Origin of the sequence: Cupriavidus malaysiensis, from assembly GCF_001854325.1 — a bacterium.
GTDB lineage: Bacteria > Pseudomonadota > Gammaproteobacteria > Burkholderiales > Burkholderiaceae > Cupriavidus > Cupriavidus malaysiensis.
This window is the reverse complement of the sequence record NZ_CP017755.1, coordinates 2,985,682-3,001,714: the sequence shown is the minus strand read 5'-3', so window position 1 is coordinate 3,001,714 and position 16,033 is coordinate 2,985,682. Positions and strand designations below refer to the sequence as shown.

Sequence of the window (16,033 nt, the reverse complement as noted above, 5' to 3'; positions counted from 1 at the left end):
GTTCGGCGCCATCGCCTGGCCGACGGCGGGCGCCACCGGCGCGGGAGGCCTGCGATGAAGCTCTACGAGAAATTCGCTGACGATATCGAGCGCTTGATCCGCCAGGGCGTCTATCGGCACGGCGAGCGCCTGCCGTCGGTGCGCCAGGCCAGCCAGCAGCACCGCATCAGCATCACCACCGTGCTCCATGCCTACCTGCTGCTGGAGAGCCGCGGCCTGCTGGCGAGCCGGCCGCAGTCCGGCTATTTCGTCAACCTGGAGCGCGCCGACGGCGAGCGGCAGATGCAGGACCTGCGCGCGTCCAAGCCGATCGCGGTGTCATCGACGGTGGACGTCAGCCGGCTGGTGCTGTCGACGCTGCGTTCGATCGGCAGCGGTGACGCGGTGCCGCTCGGCTCGCCCTATCCGGATCCGGTGCTGTTCCCCTTCGAGAAGCTGAACCGCTACGCCTATACCGCCGGCCGGGACAAGACGCTGTGGAGCCTGACCAACGCGCTGCCGCCGGGCGATCCGCGCCTGCTGCGCCAGATCGCGCGGCGCCACCTCGAGAACGGCATGCCGGTCGATCCCAACGAGATCATCGTCACGGTCGGCGCCACCGAGGCGATCAACCTGTGCCTGCAGGCGGTGGCCAAGCCGGGCGACGTGATCGCGGTGGAGTCGCCGACCTTCTACGCGATGCTGCACGCGATCGAGCGCATGGGCATGAAGGCGATCGAGGTGTCGACCCACCCCGAGCACGGCATCGATATCGGCGAGCTGGCGGCGATCGTGAAGTCGCAGCCGATCGCGGCCTGCATGGTGATGCCGAACTTCCAGAATCCGCTCGGCTTCCAGATGCCCGACGAACGCAAGCGGGAACTGGTCGAGTTCCTGGCGGCGGCGGACATCCCGGTGATCGAGAACGCCGTCTACAACGAGCTCTACTTCGGCGACGCGCACCCCAGCTCCTTGAAGAGCTATGACCGCAAGGGCCTGGTGCTGCATTGCTCGTCGTTCTCCAAGAGCCTGACCGCGACCTATCGCATCGGCTGGGCCCTGCCGGGCCGCTATCGCGACCAGGTCGAGAAGCTCAAGTTCCTGAATACCCTGGCCACGCCGCTGGTGCCGCAGCTGGCCATTGCCGAGTACCTCGAGCGCGACGGCTATGAGCACCACCTGCGCCGGATCCGCAAGGCCTATGCGCAGCAGGCCAACCTGATGCGGGCGATGGTGTCGCGCTTCTTCCCCGAAGGCACGCGCATCTCCAGCCCGGCCGGCGGCTATGTGCTGTGGGTCGAGCTGCCGGCCAAGGTCGACGCCATGCATCTCTACCAGCTTGCGCTGGAGCGCGGCATCACGATCGGGCCGGGGTATATGTTCTCGATCTCCGGCAGCTACCGTAACTTCATCCGGCTGAACTACAGCAGCCCGTGGTCGCGGCGCATCGAGGAGGCAGTGATCGAGGTCGGCAAGCTGGTCGCGAGCTGCGCCCGCTGAAGAGGCCGGCGCACCGGCGGCTCCGGCCGCCGGTGGTGGCAGTGGTGGCATCGAAGGCGGCCGCCTCTCAGCCGCCCTCGGCCTTCCTCAGTCTTCCTCAGTTTTCCTCAGCCGCCCGTCACCGGCGGGAAAAACGCGATCTCGCTGTCGCCGCGCACCACGTAGGCGCGGTCCACCAGTTGCAGGTCGACCGCGGCCCGGATCGGCTGGCGCTGCCGCAGCGCTTCGGCCCAGCGCGCGTCGCGCGCGGCCAGGATCTCCAGCAGTCCGGCGATGGACACCTCGGCGGTATCGAGCTCGAGGGTCTCCTGCGCGGCGCCGAGCTGCTCGCGCAGGCTGGCGAAGGTCTTGATGGTCAGTCTCATCGGTATCCATCCGTTGTCGTTGCGTCATGCGTCATGCGTCATGCGTCATCGGCTTGTGACTTGCGGCTGGCGGCAGCGCTTCACGCCGGCAGCCTGAGGCCTGCAGCCTGCGGCCCGGGACAGCGCCGCCCCGTTTCAGCCCCACCGCTCCGCCGCCTGCTCGTCGCGCGTGCGCGCGGCGACCCATGCGGCATGGCCGTCGCCGTGGATCTCCTTCTTCCAGAACGGCGCGTAGGTCTTGAGGAAATCCATCAGGAAGGCGCAGGCGTCGAGCGCCGCCTGCCGGTGCGGCGCGGCGACGATGACCAGCACCACCGCCTGCCCCAGCGCGACGCGGCCGGTCCGGTGCACGATCCTGACCGTTTCCAGCGGCCAGCGCGCGCTCGCTTCCTCGACGATGGTCCACAGGGATTGCTCGGTCATGCCCGGGTAGTGTTCGATCTCCAGCGCTATCACGTCGTCACTGTCGCCATGCCGGCGCACCACGCCGATGAAGTTGGCGATCGCGCCCACCTCGGGCTTGCGCAGGATCGGCTCGAACTCCGCGCCGAGCGCGATCGGCTCGTGCTGCACGCGCACCTCGAAGCCGGCCTCGATGGCGCGCCGCGTGAAGCCGGCGAGTTCGGCGGCTCCATCGTCATCGGCGGCCGTGGCGGCCGCGGCGGGCGTGCCGCCGGGTTCGGAGAAGGGGAAGCGCGAAGGGAGTGGCGATGTCATAGCGTTGCTCCGTTGGTGGCCCGCCGCGCGCGCCGGCGCGGCGTCAGCCGCCGACCAGCGACATGCGGACGGTGGGATAGACCTTGCCCGGCCGGGGGCGGGGCGAGGCGCGCAGTTCGGAATAGCGGTCGTCGCGCTGCGTCCAGCGCTGGCGCACGGCCTGCGCCAGTTGCGTGGCGCAGGTATGGTCGTCCAGCCACGGCCGCAGGCTCAGGCCCCGGGTGGCGAACAGGCAGGTGTAGAGCGTGCCGTCGGCGGCGACGCGCGCGCGTGTGCAGGCGCCGCAGAACGGCTGCGAGACGCTGGCGATGAAGCCCACTTCGCCGCCGCCGTCGGCGTGGCGGTAGCGGATCGCGGTGTCGGCGCCGCGGACCTGGTCGAGCGGGACCAGCGGGAAGGCTGCCGCCACCAGGTCGCGCGCCTGCGCGGCCGTCAGCACGTCGCCGTCGGACCAGCGGTCCGCGCCGCCGACGTCCATGTACTCGATGAAGCGCACGCTGACGCCGCTGCCCTTGAAATGGCGCACCAGCGGCAGGATCTGGTCGTCGTTGACGCCGCGCTGGACCACGGTGTTGACCTTGAGCGGCGCCAGCCCGGCCGCGCGCGCCGCCTCGATGCCGTCGAGGATGCGCGCGACCGGCAGGTCGGTATCGCTCATGCGGCGGAACACGGCGTCGTCGAGCGCGTCGAGGCTGACCGTCACGCGCTGCAGGCCGGCGTCCTTGAGCGAGCGCGCCTTGGCTGCCAGCAGGGCGCCATTGGTCGTCAGCGCGATCTCCACCGGCTTGCCCGCCAGCGTGGTCAACTGCGCCAGTTGCTCCACCAGGTTCTCCAGGCCGCGCCGCAGCAGGGGTTCGCCGCCGGTGATGCGGATCTTCTCGACGCCGAGCTGGGTGAAGGCGCGCGCGATCTTCAGCAACTGCGCGAACGACAGCCGCTCGGCCGGCGGCATGAAGGCATAGTCCGCGGGGAAAGCCTCGCGCGGCATGCAGTAGGTACAGCGGAAATTGCAGCGGTCGATCACCGACAGGCGCAGGTCGCGCAGCGGGCGGCCGCGGCGGTCGACGACGGTGCCGCGGGCGGCGTCTTCGTCGGCCGCGGCGGTCGGCCTGGCCGGGCCCGCAGGCGAGCCGGCAGGGGGAAGGAGGCGGGGAGCAAAGCCCGGCAGGCGGGCGGCGAGGTCTGGGGCGAAGGCTCTCACGATCGATCCGGTGACATGCGGTCGGCAGGGCCGAAAAGGCGCAGGCCGCCGCACCGCGTCTCCCGGGTGGGAGACTTGCGCGGCCGGCCTGCCAAAGGGTGGTGATCCCCAGCCAGAATAGGCGGCCGCGCGCCGGTGCAGCGTGCACAGTTCGGCGGCATTGTCCGGGGTACAGTTGGCGCCGGACGCGGCACACGCCGCGCCCGGCACGAACGCTCAGGCCAGCCAGTGCGCGAAGTCGTGATAGGGCGCGCTGTCGCCCGGGGCGAGGCTGGCGCCCGCGGCGATGCGCGCGAGGCCGTCGGCCCGGGCCAGCCCGAGCACCGCGCCGGCACCCTGCTCGGGCAAGCGTTCCAGGCACGGCCGTCCGTCCGGGCCGGTGGCGCAGCGGACGCGGAAAAAGCGCTCGCGCGCCGCGTCGACGCCGGGCGCAAAGCCGAGCGGCAGCGGCAGGGCGGCAGGCAAGGGCTCGGCGCGACCCTGCAGCCGCCGCATCAGCGGGCCGACCAGCAGTGCGAAAACCGCCAGCGCCGCGCCCGGATTGCCGGGCAGCACCACCACGGGAGCGCCGTCGAGGCGCGCCAGCGAGACCGGCTTGCCCGGCTTCATGGCGACGCCGGACAGCAGGACCTGGGCGCCGAGCGACGCCAGCGCCGGCCGCACCCGGTCCTTCTCGCCGACCGAGGCGCCGCCCACGCTCAGCACGAGGTCGGAGCGGGCGCGCAGTTCGCTCAGGGCCTGCCGGATCGCCTGCTCCGTGTCCGGCGCGTGCAGCGCCTGCGTGACCACGCCGCCCATGTTCTCCACCAGGCCGGCCAGCATCGGCGCATTGCTGTCGTAGATCTGGTGGCGCATGCGGATCCGTCCCGGTGGCACGAGTTCATCGCCGCTGGTGAGGATGCCGACGCGCAGCGCCGGGAAGACGTTGAGCGCGTCGATGCCCTGGGCGGCGGCCAGGCCGACGTGCAGCGGGCCCAGGCAGGTACCGGCCGCGATCAGCAACTGCCCCGCGCGGAACTCCTCGCCCTGGCGGCGGATATGCAGGCCGGGCCGCACGCCCGCGTCGAACACGACATGGCCGTCAGCCTCGCGCGCCTGCTCCTGCATGATCACCGTGTCGGCGGCGGCCGGCAGCAGGCTGCCGGTGAAGAGGCGGGTGGCGCAGCCCTCGCCCAGCGGCAGCGGCACCTCGCCGGCATAGCAGCGCTGCTGGATGCGCAGCGGGCGGCCGGCGCCGAGATCGGCGTGGCGCACCGCATAGCCGTCCATCGCGCTCTGGTCGGCCGGCGGCTGGTCGAAGGCGGCACGCAGCGGGACCGCCAGCACGCGGCCGCGCGCGTGGGCCAGCGCTATGCGCATCGACAGCGCGGGGGCGGGAAAGGCGGAAACGAAGCGCTGCTGTGCGTCGGCGAAGGCAAGGGCGTGCGGCATCGCTGGTCACCTCGGCTCGCGGAGAGCCGTGGGCCCGGCCTCCGCGGAGATCGGCGCGGGGTATTCGACGAAGCCATCGCCGCGGCAGAAGCACAGCAGGCGGATGCCGGCCTGGGCGGCGATGTCGATCGCCAGCGAACTGGGCGCCGAGACGGTGGCGAGCATCGGGATGTGCAGGCGCGCGGCCTTGCGCACCAGCTCGTAGCTGGCGCGGCTGGACATCAGCACGAAGCCGTCGCGCGTGTCCACCCGGCGCCGGGCCAGCCGGCCGATCAGCTTGTCGAGCGCATTGTGGCGGCCGACATCCTCGCACACCTCCAGCACGGCGCCGTCGCGGCCGCACCACGCCGCCGCATGCACGCCGCCGGTTTCGCGCATCAGCGCCTGCTGCCCGGGCAGCTCGCGCACGGCGCGGTGGACCGCCTCGGCGGCGATGTCCGCCGCCGCGCCGGCGTGCGCGATGCGCGCCGGCTGCAGGTCCAGCAGCGACAGGCTTTCGACGCCGCAGACCCCGCAGCCAGAACGCCCCGCCAGGGCCCGGCGCCGGCCCTTGAGGGCGGCGAACGCCTCCTGGGCCACCGTCAGCTGGACTTCGGCGCTGGCGGCGCTGGCGGCGCTGGCGGCACAGCAGGAGACCTCGATGTCGAACACGTCGGAAGCCCGCTCGACGATGCCTTCGCTGAGTGCGAAGCCCAGCCCGAACGCTTCGAGGTCGAGCGGCGTGGCCATCATCACCGCATGCGAGATGCCGTTGAACACCAGCGCGACGGGAATTTCCTCGGCGACGCGGTCGCGCGCCGCGCGCGCGGCGCCGTGCTGGTGGCGCAGCACGTCGAGCTCGATATGGCCGCGCTGGTCGGCGGTGGACAGGGCTTCCGGCATTGGGGGACTCCTTTTGTAGTGAGGCGCTCGCGCCCGCGGCGGCTGGCGCGGCGACGACGGAGCGCGTCGCGCGCGGCCGCCCGCGCATGGCCGCGAGAGCACAGTGCGCATGGTAGCGGGGCGCCGGCGCCGATTCCGGGTACACCTGCGCGCGGCAGGGAGAAGTACAGTTCGCGCGCGCCGGGATTCGATTGCCAGCACGCGCAAGCCTGCACTATCGTCGAGCGCAGACCTGGCACCGCCGCCACGGCGCGCGCAGCCGGTCCGGCCTGGCGGCGGCGCATTGTGCGCCGCGGCACGGCGTCCGTCCCCCACTCACTGTGCCGGTGCGAATCATGGAAATCTTCGACGCCCTACACCTTGCCAGGCTGCAGTTCGCCTTCACGGTTTCCGTCCACATCGTCTTCCCCGCGATCAGCATCGGCATGGCGAGCTTCCTGGCCGTGCTGGAGTGGCGCTGGCTCGCCACCGGCGACAGCAGCTACAAGGACATGTTCCTGTTCTGGTCCAAGGTGTTCGCGGTCAGCTTCGGCATGGGCGTGGTGTCCGGCGTGGTGATGGCCTATGAGTTCGGCACCAACTGGAGCGGATTTTCCCAGGTGGCCGGCAATATCACCGGGCCCCTGCTGACCTACGAGGTGCTGACCGCCTTCTTCCTGGAGGCCGGCTTCCTCGGCGTGATGCTGTTCGGCTGGCAGCGGGTCGGCGCCGGCGCCCATTTCTTCGCCACGCTGATGGTGGCGGTGGGCACGCTGATCTCCACCTTCTGGATCCTGTCGTCGAACAGCTTCATGCAGACGCCGCAGGGCTTTGCCGTCGAGGCCGGGCGCATCGTCCCGGTCGACTGGTTCCAGGTGATCTTCAATCCCTCCTTCCCCTACCGCCTGGTGCACATGACGATCGCCGCCTTCATCGTGGCTGCCTTCATCGTGGCCGCCTGCGGCGCCTGGCACCTGCTGCGGGGGCGGCGCGACGCGCCGGTCAGGCGCAGCTTCTCGATGGCGCTGTGGATGCTGCTGGTGCTGGCGCCGGTGCAGATCGCCGTCGGCGACGCGCACGGCCTCAACACGCGCGAGTACCAGCCGGCCAAGATCGCGGCGATCGAAGGACTGTGGGAAACCGAGAAGGGCGGCACGGCGCTGAACCTGTTCGGCCTGCCCGACATGGAAGCGGAGCAGACCCGCTACGCGCTGCAGGTGCCGCACCTCGGCAGCCTGATCCTGACCCATAGCTGGAATGGCGAGATCCGCGGCCTGAAGGAGTTCGCGCCGCGCGACCGTCCCTATTCGCCGATCGTGTTCTGGACCTTCCGCGTGATGGCCGGGCTCGGCATGCTGATGCTGCTGACCGCGCTGCTGGGGCTGGCGCTGCGCCGGGGCGGCCGGCTCTACGAGGCGCGCTGGTTCCAGTGGCTGGTGCTGTGCATGGGGCCGTCGGGTGTGGTGGCCCTGCTGGCCGGCTGGATCACCACCGAGGTAGGCCGGCAGCCGTGGACCGTCTACGGCGTGCTGCGCACGGAAGATTCCGTATCGCCCATTTCCGCGCAGCAGGCGGGCGTATCGCTGCTGCTGTTCGTGATCGTCTACTTCATGGTGTTCGGCATGGGGATCTACTACATGTGGAAACTGATGAAACGCGGGCCGGAGCTGAACTCGCATGCGGCCGCCGCGCTCAAGCACCCCGGGCTGCGCAACCGCGCGCTGGCCGCGCCGTCGGACGCCTTGGAAGGAGAGTGATGCCATGACCATCGACCTGCCCGTGATCTGGGCCGCCATCATCGGCCTCGGCGTGTTTCTCTATGTGATGCTCGACGGCTTCGACCTCGGCATCGGCCTGCTGTTTCCCTTCTTCGACGCCAAGGCGGATCGCGATGTGATGCTCAATACCGTCGCGCCGGTCTGGGACGGCAACGAGACCTTCCTCGTGCTCGGCGGGGCCGGACTGTACGGCGCCTTCCCGGTGGTCTACTCGACGCTGCTGCCGGCGAACTACCTGCCGCTGATACTGATGGTGATCGGCCTGATCTTCCGCGGTGCCGCTTTCGAGCTGCGCGCCAAGGCCCGGCGCACCCAGCACCTGTGGGACCTGGCCTTCATCGGCGGTTCCGCGCTGGCGACGTTCTGCCAGGGCATCGTGCTGGGGTCGCTGCTGCAGGGCATCCGGATCGTGGACGGCCGCTTTGCCGGCGGCCCCTTCGACTGGCTGTCGCCCTTCAGCGTGTTCTGCGGCTTCGGCGTGCTGATCACCTATGCGACGCTCGGCTGCGGCTGGCTCATCCTGAAGACGGACGCCGACCTGCAGCGCCGCATGCGGCTGCTGATGCGGCCCCTGGCCTGCGCGCTGCTGGGCGCCATGGCGCTGGTCAGCCTGTGGACCGTGATGGGCCTGCCGGCGGTGGCGCAGCGCTGGTTCGGCAGCGGCAACCTGGGCTGGTTCCTGCCGGTGCCCATCCTGGTGCTGGCCTGCGTGTGGGGCATCTTCCGCTCGGTACGGCTGCGGCACGAGGCCATGCCCTTCCTGCTGACCCTGGCGCTGTGCTTCCTCGGGTATACGGGGCTGGTCATCAGCATCTGGCCGAACATCGTGCCGCCGTCGCTGACGATCTGGCAGGCCTCGTCCAGTCCTTCCAGCCAGTTGTTCGCGCTGGTCGGCACCGTGATCGTGCTGCCGATCATCCTGGTCTACAACGCGCTGCAGTACCGCGTGTTCCACGGCAAGGTGCGTGAAGGCGACGCCGGCTACCACTGACGCCGCCGCCGGGGCCCCGTGCGCCCGGACGGCATGCTTTCCTGAATTGACTCCCGATCCTTGCGGGCGGCGCGGCATGCGCCCGCGCCGCCCTCGCCGCCCGCAAGGATCGCCCGACAAGACCAAGCCAGATGATCGTAAGGCCAAGACAGAACTGGTTCCTGATGCTGTTCGTGTGGAACGGCTCGGTGCTGCAGTCCATCATTCCCCAGCTCGTCTTCATGGGCGCCGTCAGCAGCCTGGCGGTGTTCACGCACGGGCGCGTGTTCGGCGAGAAGATCCCGCTCAACACCGCGCTGTTCACGCTGTTCGGCCTGGCGCTGGCGATCTTCCTCGCCTTCCGCAACAACGCCAGCTACGACCGCTACAACGAGGCGCGGCACCTGTGGGGCAATATGCTGATCGCCTCGCGCACGCTGACGTCGCAGATGCTGTGCTACCTGCCGGATGCCCTGGCGGCGGCCGAACGCCGACGGCTGGCCGATACCCTGATCGCCTTCACCTATGCGCTCAAGCACCAGCTGCGCAAGACCGATCCCGGCGACGACCTGCGCCGCCTGCTGGGGCCTGCGTCGGCAGAGGCACTGCGCGCCAAGGCTTACCGGCCCGCGGCCGTATTGAACGAGATCCGCCACGGCCTGGAGCGCCATGCAGGGCCGGGAGCCGCCGGCACCACGCGCTGGATCTTCGATGCCCAGCTCAACGAACTGGAGAAGTCCCTGGGCGGATGCGAGCGCATCGCCTCCACGCCGATCCCGTTCGCCTACAACGTGCTGCTGCACCGGACCGTGTACGGCTACTGCATGCTGCTGCCGTTCGGCCTGGTCGACGCCACCGAGTTCTTCACGCCGCTGCTGTGCGTCTTCATCTCCTACACGCTGATCGCGCTGGAAGCGATCGCCAGCGAGGTTGCCGAGCCCTTCGGGCTGGCGCCGAACGCGCTGGCGCTCGACACCATGTCGCGCAATATCGAGCGGTCTATCCTCGATTTGTGCGGCCGCGAGTTGCCGGAGGAGGTTGCGCCGGTGCGGCCGTACCAGTACACCTAGCCGTTGCAGGCGGCGGCCGCGGGGGGGATGAGGCATGGCGAGGAGCATGGACATGGACGAGAGGGCGGCACGCAGGGAAACGTGGCGCCGCCGCTGGCGCCAGGCGGCCTGGATGGTCGGGCTGTGGGCGGGCGGTGTCGTTTCGGTGGCGCTGGTGGCCGAACTGATCCGGCTGGCGATGCAGGCCGCGGGAATGAAATCGCACTGAGATATCGCGCTGAGACGCGGCGGGCGGGAAGCGGGCCGGTGCGCGTCCCGCTGCCTCACCCGCCGGTCGGTACATGGACACGCTCACGCTGCCCGGTGGGGCGTTGGCGGAGCGTTCGGCATCGTGCCCCTGGCACGACTCGCCTGGGAGACAAGCATGCAGCAATTCGATCTCTATATCCGGCCGGCAAAGCCGACGCTGGGGCTCTATGTGCGCAAGGGCGCCGGCCTCTCCGACCTGGAGGACGCGGATCAGTGGCAACTCGCCGGGCAGGTCTGGGAGAACGAGCTGCCGCCCGGCCTGCTGCGGGAACTGGAGGCCAATGGCCATGCCTTCCAGGAGCTGGGAGGGTGAGGCTTGCGATGCCATGCACCGGCGCCACGCGGGCCGCCGGCCATCGCCAGCGATCGCCAGCCATCGCCAACTGTATCTTTCCGGCCGGACGGCGATGGCCTATGTTGCCTACAGGAAATTGCCCGCACACCCGGCCCGCCGGGTGCGGCGCCGGAGCCGTTGCGACAGGCTGCCCACATCGACGGCGAATCATGTGAACGCTTCATTCTCCAGGGACATCACACCATGCCAGCCCTCTGCGATCTCTGCCATGCCCGCCCCGCCGTTGCCCGCGTCTCGGTGACGGAGGACGGCGCGCGCCGCACGCTCTCGATCTGCGACTACCACTACCGGCAGTTGCTGCGGCACCAGGAGATGCTCAATCCATTCGATTCCCTGCTCGGCGCGGGCAGCGGGCTGTCCCGCTGGCTCGGCGAGGCGGGCGAGGCGGGCGAGGCGGGATACGGCGCATCGCTCGCCGCCGAGGTGCCGCGCGAGTCGGTCGATCCCACCGATGCCTTCAGCGAGCAGACGCTGGAGCTGCTGCAGCGTGCCGCGGAGAAGGCGCACGAACTGCGCCGCGGCGAACTCGACAGCGAGCATCTCCTCTACGTGCTGGCCGACAACGATATCGCCGCCGCCCTGCTCAAGGAATTGAAGCTGTCCGCCGCCGATATCCGTGCCTATATCGATGAGCATGCGCACACCGGTCGGGCGGATCCCGGCATGCCGCTCGAACGCATGACGGTGTCGCCGCGCCTGAAGAAGGCGCTCCAGTTCGCCTTCCAGGCCTCGCACGAGCTCGGCCACTCCTACGTCGGCCCGGAGCACCTTCTGATCGGGCTGGCCGCGGTGCCGGACAGCATCGCCGGCGCCCTGCTCAGGAAGTACGGCGTGACACCGGAGGCATTGCGCCAGAAGGTGGTCAAGGTGGTCGGCAAGGGCGCGGAGGATGGTCGGATCGAGCAAGGCACGGGCACCCCGCATCTCGACAAGGTCGGGCGCGATCTCACCGCGATGGCGCGGCAGGGCAAGCTCGACCCGGTGCTGGGCCGCTCGCAGGAGATCGAAAGCACGATCGAGGTGCTGGCGCGGCGCAAGAAGAACAATCCGGTGCTGATCGGCGAGCCCGGCGTCGGCAAGACGGCGATCGTCGAAGGCCTCGCGCAGCGGATCGTCAACGGCGATGTGCCGGAGGTCCTGCGCGACAAGCGGCTGGTGGAGGTGAACATCAACGCGATGGTCGCCGGGGCGAAGTACCGTGGCGAGTTCGAGGAGCGCGCCAAGCAGCTGATCGACGAAGTCACCGCCAGGCAGGACGAGCTGATCCTGTTCGTCGATGAGCTGCACACCATTGTCGGCGCGGGGCAGGGCGGCGGCGAAGGCGGCCTGGACATCGCCAACGTGTTGAAGCCGGCGCTGGCGCGCGGCGAGCTGAGCCTGATCGGCGCCACCACGCTGAACGAGTACCAGAAGTACATCGAGAAGGACGCGGCCCTGGAGCGCCGCTTCCAGCCTGTGCTGGTGCCGGAGCCCACGGTGGAGCAGACCATCGTGATCCTGCGCGGCCTGCGCGACAAGCTCGAAGCCCATCACCAGGTGACCTTCTCGGACGAGGCCTTCGTCGCGGCCGCGGAGCTGGCCGATCGCTACGTCACCTCGCGTTTCCTGCCGGACAAGGCCATCGACCTGATCGACCAGGCCGCCGCGCGCGTGCGCATCGGCGCGACCTCGCGCCCTGCGGCGATCCAGGAGCTGGAGGCGGAGGTGGCCCAGCTCAAGCGCGAGCAGGACTATGCGGCCTCGCGCAAGCGCTTCGACGAGGCGAAGGGATTCGAAGAGCGCATCGGCGCCAGGCGCAAGGAGCTGGACGAGCAGGTCGAGGCGTGGCAGCGCAAGACCGGCTCGGAGACGCTGGAAGTGACGGTGGCCGTGGTGGCGGAGGTGGTGTCGCGCCTGACCGGCATCCCGGTCGCCGAGCTGACCCAGGAAGAGCGGCAGAAGCTGCTGGCCATGGAAGCCACGCTGCGCGAACGGGTGATCGGCCAGGACGATGCCGTGGTCGCGGTCAGCGATGCGGTGCGGCTGTCGCGCGCCGGGCTCGGGCATGCCAACCGGCCGATCGCGACCCTGCTGTTCCTCGGCCCGACCGGCGTCGGCAAGACCGAACTGGCCAAGGCCCTGGCCGAGACCGTGTTCGGCGACGAGCAGGCCATCATCCGCATCGACATGTCCGAGTACATGGAGCGCCACGCGGTGGCGCGGCTGATCGGTGCGCCGCCGGGCTACGTCGGCTACGAAGAGGGCGGCCAGCTCACCGAGCGCGTGCGGCGGCGTCCCTACAGCGTGATCCTGCTCGACGAGATCGAGAAGGCGCACCCCGATGTCTACAACGTGCTGCTGCAGGTGTTCGACGATGGCCGCCTCACCGACGGCAAGGGACGGGTGGTGGACTTCACCCACACCATCCTGATCGCCACCAGCAACCTCGGTGCCTCGATCATCATGGAGAACCTGGCGCGGCCCGAGGCCTCGCGCCAGTCCGACAAGGCCATCCGCGAGGCCCTGATGGGCGTGCTCAAGGGGCATTTCCGTCCCGAGTTCCTCAACCGGATCGACGAGATCATCGTGTTCCACGCCTTGTCCGAGGCGAACATCCGCGCCATCGTGCAGATCCAGCTCGACCGCATCGCGCGCACCGCGGCCGCCCAGGACATCCGGCTGGAGTTCGGCGAGGGGCTGGTCGCGCACCTGGTCGAGCTCGGCTACCAGCCCGAGTTCGGCGCGCGCGAACTGAAGCGGCAGATCCGCCAGGTCATCGAGACGCGGCTCGCCAAGCAGATCCTGGGCGATGCGCTGCAGTCGGGCGACAGCGTGCGCATCGATTTCGACCAGGACAGCGGCGAAGTGCGTTTCGACAAGCTGGCTGCGGCTGCCGGCGCGGCCTCCGGACCCGCCTCCGCCGCCGGGCCGGCGCCGGCGCCGGCGTCCGGAGCCGACGGCGCGGGCGCGCCGGCCGCGCACAAGGCGGCGCGGCCCCCGGCGGCCAAGCCTGCCAAGCGGGCGGCGCGCGCGAACGGCGACCGCCCCGGGCAGCCTGGATAGGAGGGCTGCAGCACCGACCTACTGATCGACCTGCATACGGACCTGCATACGGACCTGCATACGGACCTGCAAAGCGACCCATATACCGCCACACATATCGACCCACATGCGGCGCGGCCGGCCATCGTATCCGCCGGCCCGCCGCGCCGCATGGCCAGACCTCAGCGAAACCGCCCGTTCTTACGGGCCAGTCCATGGAGTGCATCCAATGAGTAATCGACGCGAAGTGCCCGGCATCCGGGAGTACGAAGGTCCGGCCGGCGGCTGGGGCGCGCTGCGCGCCACGGCCCAGGCGATCCGCCTGCAGATGGAGACCATCAAGGCCCCGATCACGCTGATGCGGACCAACCAGCCCGACGGCTTCGACTGCCCCGGCTGTGCCTGGCCCGACAAGGAGCACCGCTCCACCTTCCAGTTCTGCGAGAACGGCGCCAAGGCGGTCACCTGGGAGGCCACCACCAAGCGCGTGACGCCGGAGTTCTTCGCCGCCAACACGGTGACCTCGCTGCTGCAGCGTTCCGACTTCGAGCTGGAAGACCAGGGCCGCCTGACGCATCCGCTGGTCTACGACCGCGCCACCGACACCTTCCGCGCGGTCGAGTGGGATGCCGCGTTCCGCCGCATCGGCGAGATCCTGCAAGGCCTGGCGCCGGAGCAGGTGGAGTTCTACACTTCGGGTCGCGCCTCGAACGAGGCCGCCTACCTGTACCAGCTGTTCGCCCGGGAGTACGGCACCAACAACTTCCCGGACTGCTCGAACATGTGCCATGAGCCGACCAGCGTCGGGCTGCCGCAATCGATCGGCATCGGCAAGGGCACGGTATCGCTGGAGGACTTCGACGCCTGCGACCTGATCCTGTCGATCGGCCACAATCCGGGCACCAACCATCCGCGCATGATGGGCACGCTGCACGAGGCCTCGCGCCGCAATGTGCCGATCATCGTCTTCAATCCGCTGCGCGAGCGCGCGCTGGAGCGCTTCGCCGACCCGCAGAACTGGGTGGAGATGGCCACCTACGGTTCGACGCGCATCGCTTCCACCTACTTCCAGGTCAATGCCGGCGGCGACGCGGCGGCGCTCAAGGGCATCATGAAGGCCCTGCTGGCGATGGAGGCCGACCAGGGCGGCGTGCTCGACCGCGATTTCATCGCCGCCCATACGACCGGCTTCGAAGCCTTCGCGGCCGACCTGGACGCGACCACCTGGGAGGACATCGAGAAAGCCAGCGGGCTGAAGCGGGCCGACCTGGAGCAGGTCGCCATCGCCTACGCCAAGGCGAAGGCGACCATCGTGACCTATGGCATGGGCATCACCCAGCATAACAAGGGCACGGCCAATGTGCGCCTGATCGCCGACCTGCTGCTCTTGCGCGGCAACTTCGGCAAGCCGGGCGCGGGCATCTGCCCCCTGCGCGGCCACTCCAACGTGCAGGGCAACCGCACGGTGGGCATCACGGAGAAGCCGTCCGAGGCCTTCCTCAAGCAGATGGACGAGACCTTCGGCCTGCAACTGCCGCGCCAGCACGGGCACGATGCCGTGCAGGCCATGCAGGCGATGGTCGACGGCCGCGCCAAGGCGCTGATCTGCCTGGGCGGCAACTTCGCCGTGGCGCTGCCCGATCCCGGCCAGGCCTTCCCGGCCATGGGCAGGCTGGACCTGAGCGTGCACATCGGCACCAAGCTCAACCGCACGCACCTGCTGGTGGCCAAGGAGACCTTCCTGTTCCCCTGCCTGGGCCGGACCGAACTCGACGTGCAGGAGACCGGCCCCCAGTCGGTGACGGTGGAGGACTCGATGTCGATGGTGCATGCCTCGGCCGGCAAGCTGGCGCCCGCCTCCGAGCACCTGCGCTCCGAGCCGGCCATCGTCGCCGGCATCGCGCGCGCCACGCTGCCGGCCAGCAAGGTGCCCTGGCAGGAACTGGTGGCCGACTACGACCGCATCCGCGACCTGATCGACAAGACCGTTCCCGGCTTCGAGGCGTTCAATGAACGCATCCGGCAGCCCGGCGGTTTCCGCCTGCCGCTGCCGCCGACCGAGCGCCAGTGGCATACACCGTCGGGCAAGGCCGAGTTCTCGGTCTACGGCGGCGTGCACGAGGATGCCGAGGTGCTGGGTGGCGAGAACGTGCTGCGCCTGATCACGATCCGCAGCCACGACCAGTACAACACCACCATCTACGCGATGGACGACCGCTACCGCGGCGTGTTCGGGCGGCGCGACGTGCTGTTCATGAACGAAGCCGACATGGCCGCGCAGGGCCTGGAGCACGGCGACCTGGTCGAGCTGGAAACGCTGGTGCCGGGCCGGCCGCTGCGGCTGGCGGGCCTGACCGCGATCGCCTACGGTATCGCGCAGGGCTCGGTGGCGGCCTACTACCCGGAAGCCAACGTGCTGGTGCCGCTCGACTATATCGACAAGGAGAGCGGCACGCCCTCCTACAAGTCGATTCCCGTGCGCGTGCGGCGCGCGGCGGCGGCCTGAGCGTTCCGGCGGGCCATGCCGCGCCAGCGC

At 69.8% G+C, this 16,033-nt stretch carries 13 protein-coding genes; 8 read left to right on the top strand and 5 right to left on the bottom strand.

All coding sequences use genetic code 11. From position 1 onward, the window contains the following. Positions 1-54: 54 nt before the first annotated feature. The gene (locus BKK80_RS32695) at positions 55-1,479 is read left to right on the top strand and encodes an aminotransferase-like domain-containing protein (RefSeq protein WP_071018185.1); all 1,425 of its coding nucleotides are present in this window, start codon (positions 55-57) and stop codon (positions 1,477-1,479) included. 107 nt (positions 1,480-1,586) lie between these two features. On the opposite strand, the gene BKK80_RS32690 is transcribed toward BKK80_RS32695, so the two are convergent. The 5 genes from BKK80_RS32690 to fdhD all read right to left on the bottom strand — a co-directional run bounded on the left by BKK80_RS32690 (position 1,587) and on the right by fdhD (position 6,075). Continuing rightward, positions 1,587-1,844 carry a MoaD/ThiS family protein gene (locus tag BKK80_RS32690; protein ID WP_071038986.1) on the bottom strand — a complete coding sequence of 86 codons (258 nt, stop codon included), beginning with the start codon at positions 1,842-1,844 and terminating at the stop codon, positions 1,587-1,589. 135 nt (positions 1,845-1,979) lie between these two features. Further along, on the bottom strand, positions 1,980-2,561 hold the full coding sequence (locus BKK80_RS32685; protein WP_071018188.1) for a molybdenum cofactor biosynthesis protein MoaE: 582 nt from the start codon (positions 2,559-2,561) through the stop codon (positions 1,980-1,982). A gap of 43 nt (positions 2,562-2,604) precedes the next feature. Beyond that, entirely contained in the window at positions 2,605-3,729 is a 1,125-nt protein-coding gene (gene moaA, locus BKK80_RS32680) for a GTP 3',8-cyclase MoaA (protein WP_071073503.1), read from the bottom strand. 249 nt (positions 3,730-3,978) lie between these two features. Then, positions 3,979-5,193 carry a molybdopterin molybdotransferase MoeA gene (locus BKK80_RS32675; RefSeq protein ID WP_071018190.1) on the bottom strand — a complete coding sequence of 405 codons (1,215 nt, stop codon included), beginning with the start codon at positions 5,191-5,193 and terminating at the stop codon, positions 3,979-3,981. Positions 5,194-5,199: 6 nt separating this feature from the next. Then, a complete protein-coding gene (fdhD, locus tag BKK80_RS32670) occupies positions 5,200-6,075 on the bottom strand; it encodes a formate dehydrogenase accessory sulfurtransferase FdhD (protein WP_071038980.1) in 876 nt (291 codons plus the stop codon). Between the two features lie 335 nt (positions 6,076-6,410). On the opposite strand from fdhD, the gene BKK80_RS32665 reads away from it, so the two are divergent. The 7 genes from BKK80_RS32665 to BKK80_RS32640 all read left to right on the top strand — a co-directional run bounded on the left by BKK80_RS32665 (position 6,411) and on the right by BKK80_RS32640 (position 16,003). Beyond that, on the top strand, positions 6,411-7,811 hold the full coding sequence (locus BKK80_RS32665) for a cytochrome ubiquinol oxidase subunit I (protein ID WP_071018194.1): 1,401 nt from the start codon (positions 6,411-6,413) through the stop codon (positions 7,809-7,811). 4 nt (positions 7,812-7,815) lie between these two features. Then, on the top strand, positions 7,816-8,823 hold the full coding sequence (gene cydB / locus BKK80_RS32660; protein ID WP_071018196.1) for a cytochrome d ubiquinol oxidase subunit II: 1,008 nt from the start codon (positions 7,816-7,818) through the stop codon (positions 8,821-8,823). A gap of 131 nt (positions 8,824-8,954) precedes the next feature. Beyond that, complete coding sequence (locus BKK80_RS32655) at positions 8,955-9,872, top strand: bestrophin family protein (protein WP_071038978.1); 918 nt, start codon at positions 8,955-8,957, stop codon at positions 9,870-9,872. A gap of 52 nt (positions 9,873-9,924) precedes the next feature. Continuing rightward, positions 9,925-10,080, top strand: coding sequence for a DUF2474 domain-containing protein (locus BKK80_RS35990; RefSeq protein WP_083384385.1), 156 nt, complete (start codon positions 9,925-9,927; stop codon positions 10,078-10,080). Between the two features lie 156 nt (positions 10,081-10,236). Beyond that, positions 10,237-10,434, top strand: coding sequence for a hypothetical protein (locus BKK80_RS32650; protein ID WP_071038976.1), 198 nt, complete (start codon positions 10,237-10,239; stop codon positions 10,432-10,434). Between the two features lie 225 nt (positions 10,435-10,659). After that, positions 10,660-13,518: an ATP-dependent Clp protease ATP-binding subunit gene (locus BKK80_RS32645; RefSeq protein WP_071072824.1), complete on the top strand. Its 2,859-nt coding sequence runs from the start codon at positions 10,660-10,662 to the stop codon at positions 13,516-13,518. Positions 13,519-13,726: 208 nt separating this feature from the next. After that, entirely contained in the window at positions 13,727-16,003 is a 2,277-nt protein-coding gene (locus BKK80_RS32640) for an FdhF/YdeP family oxidoreductase (protein WP_071018203.1), read from the top strand. Positions 16,004-16,033: the final 30 nt, after the last annotated feature.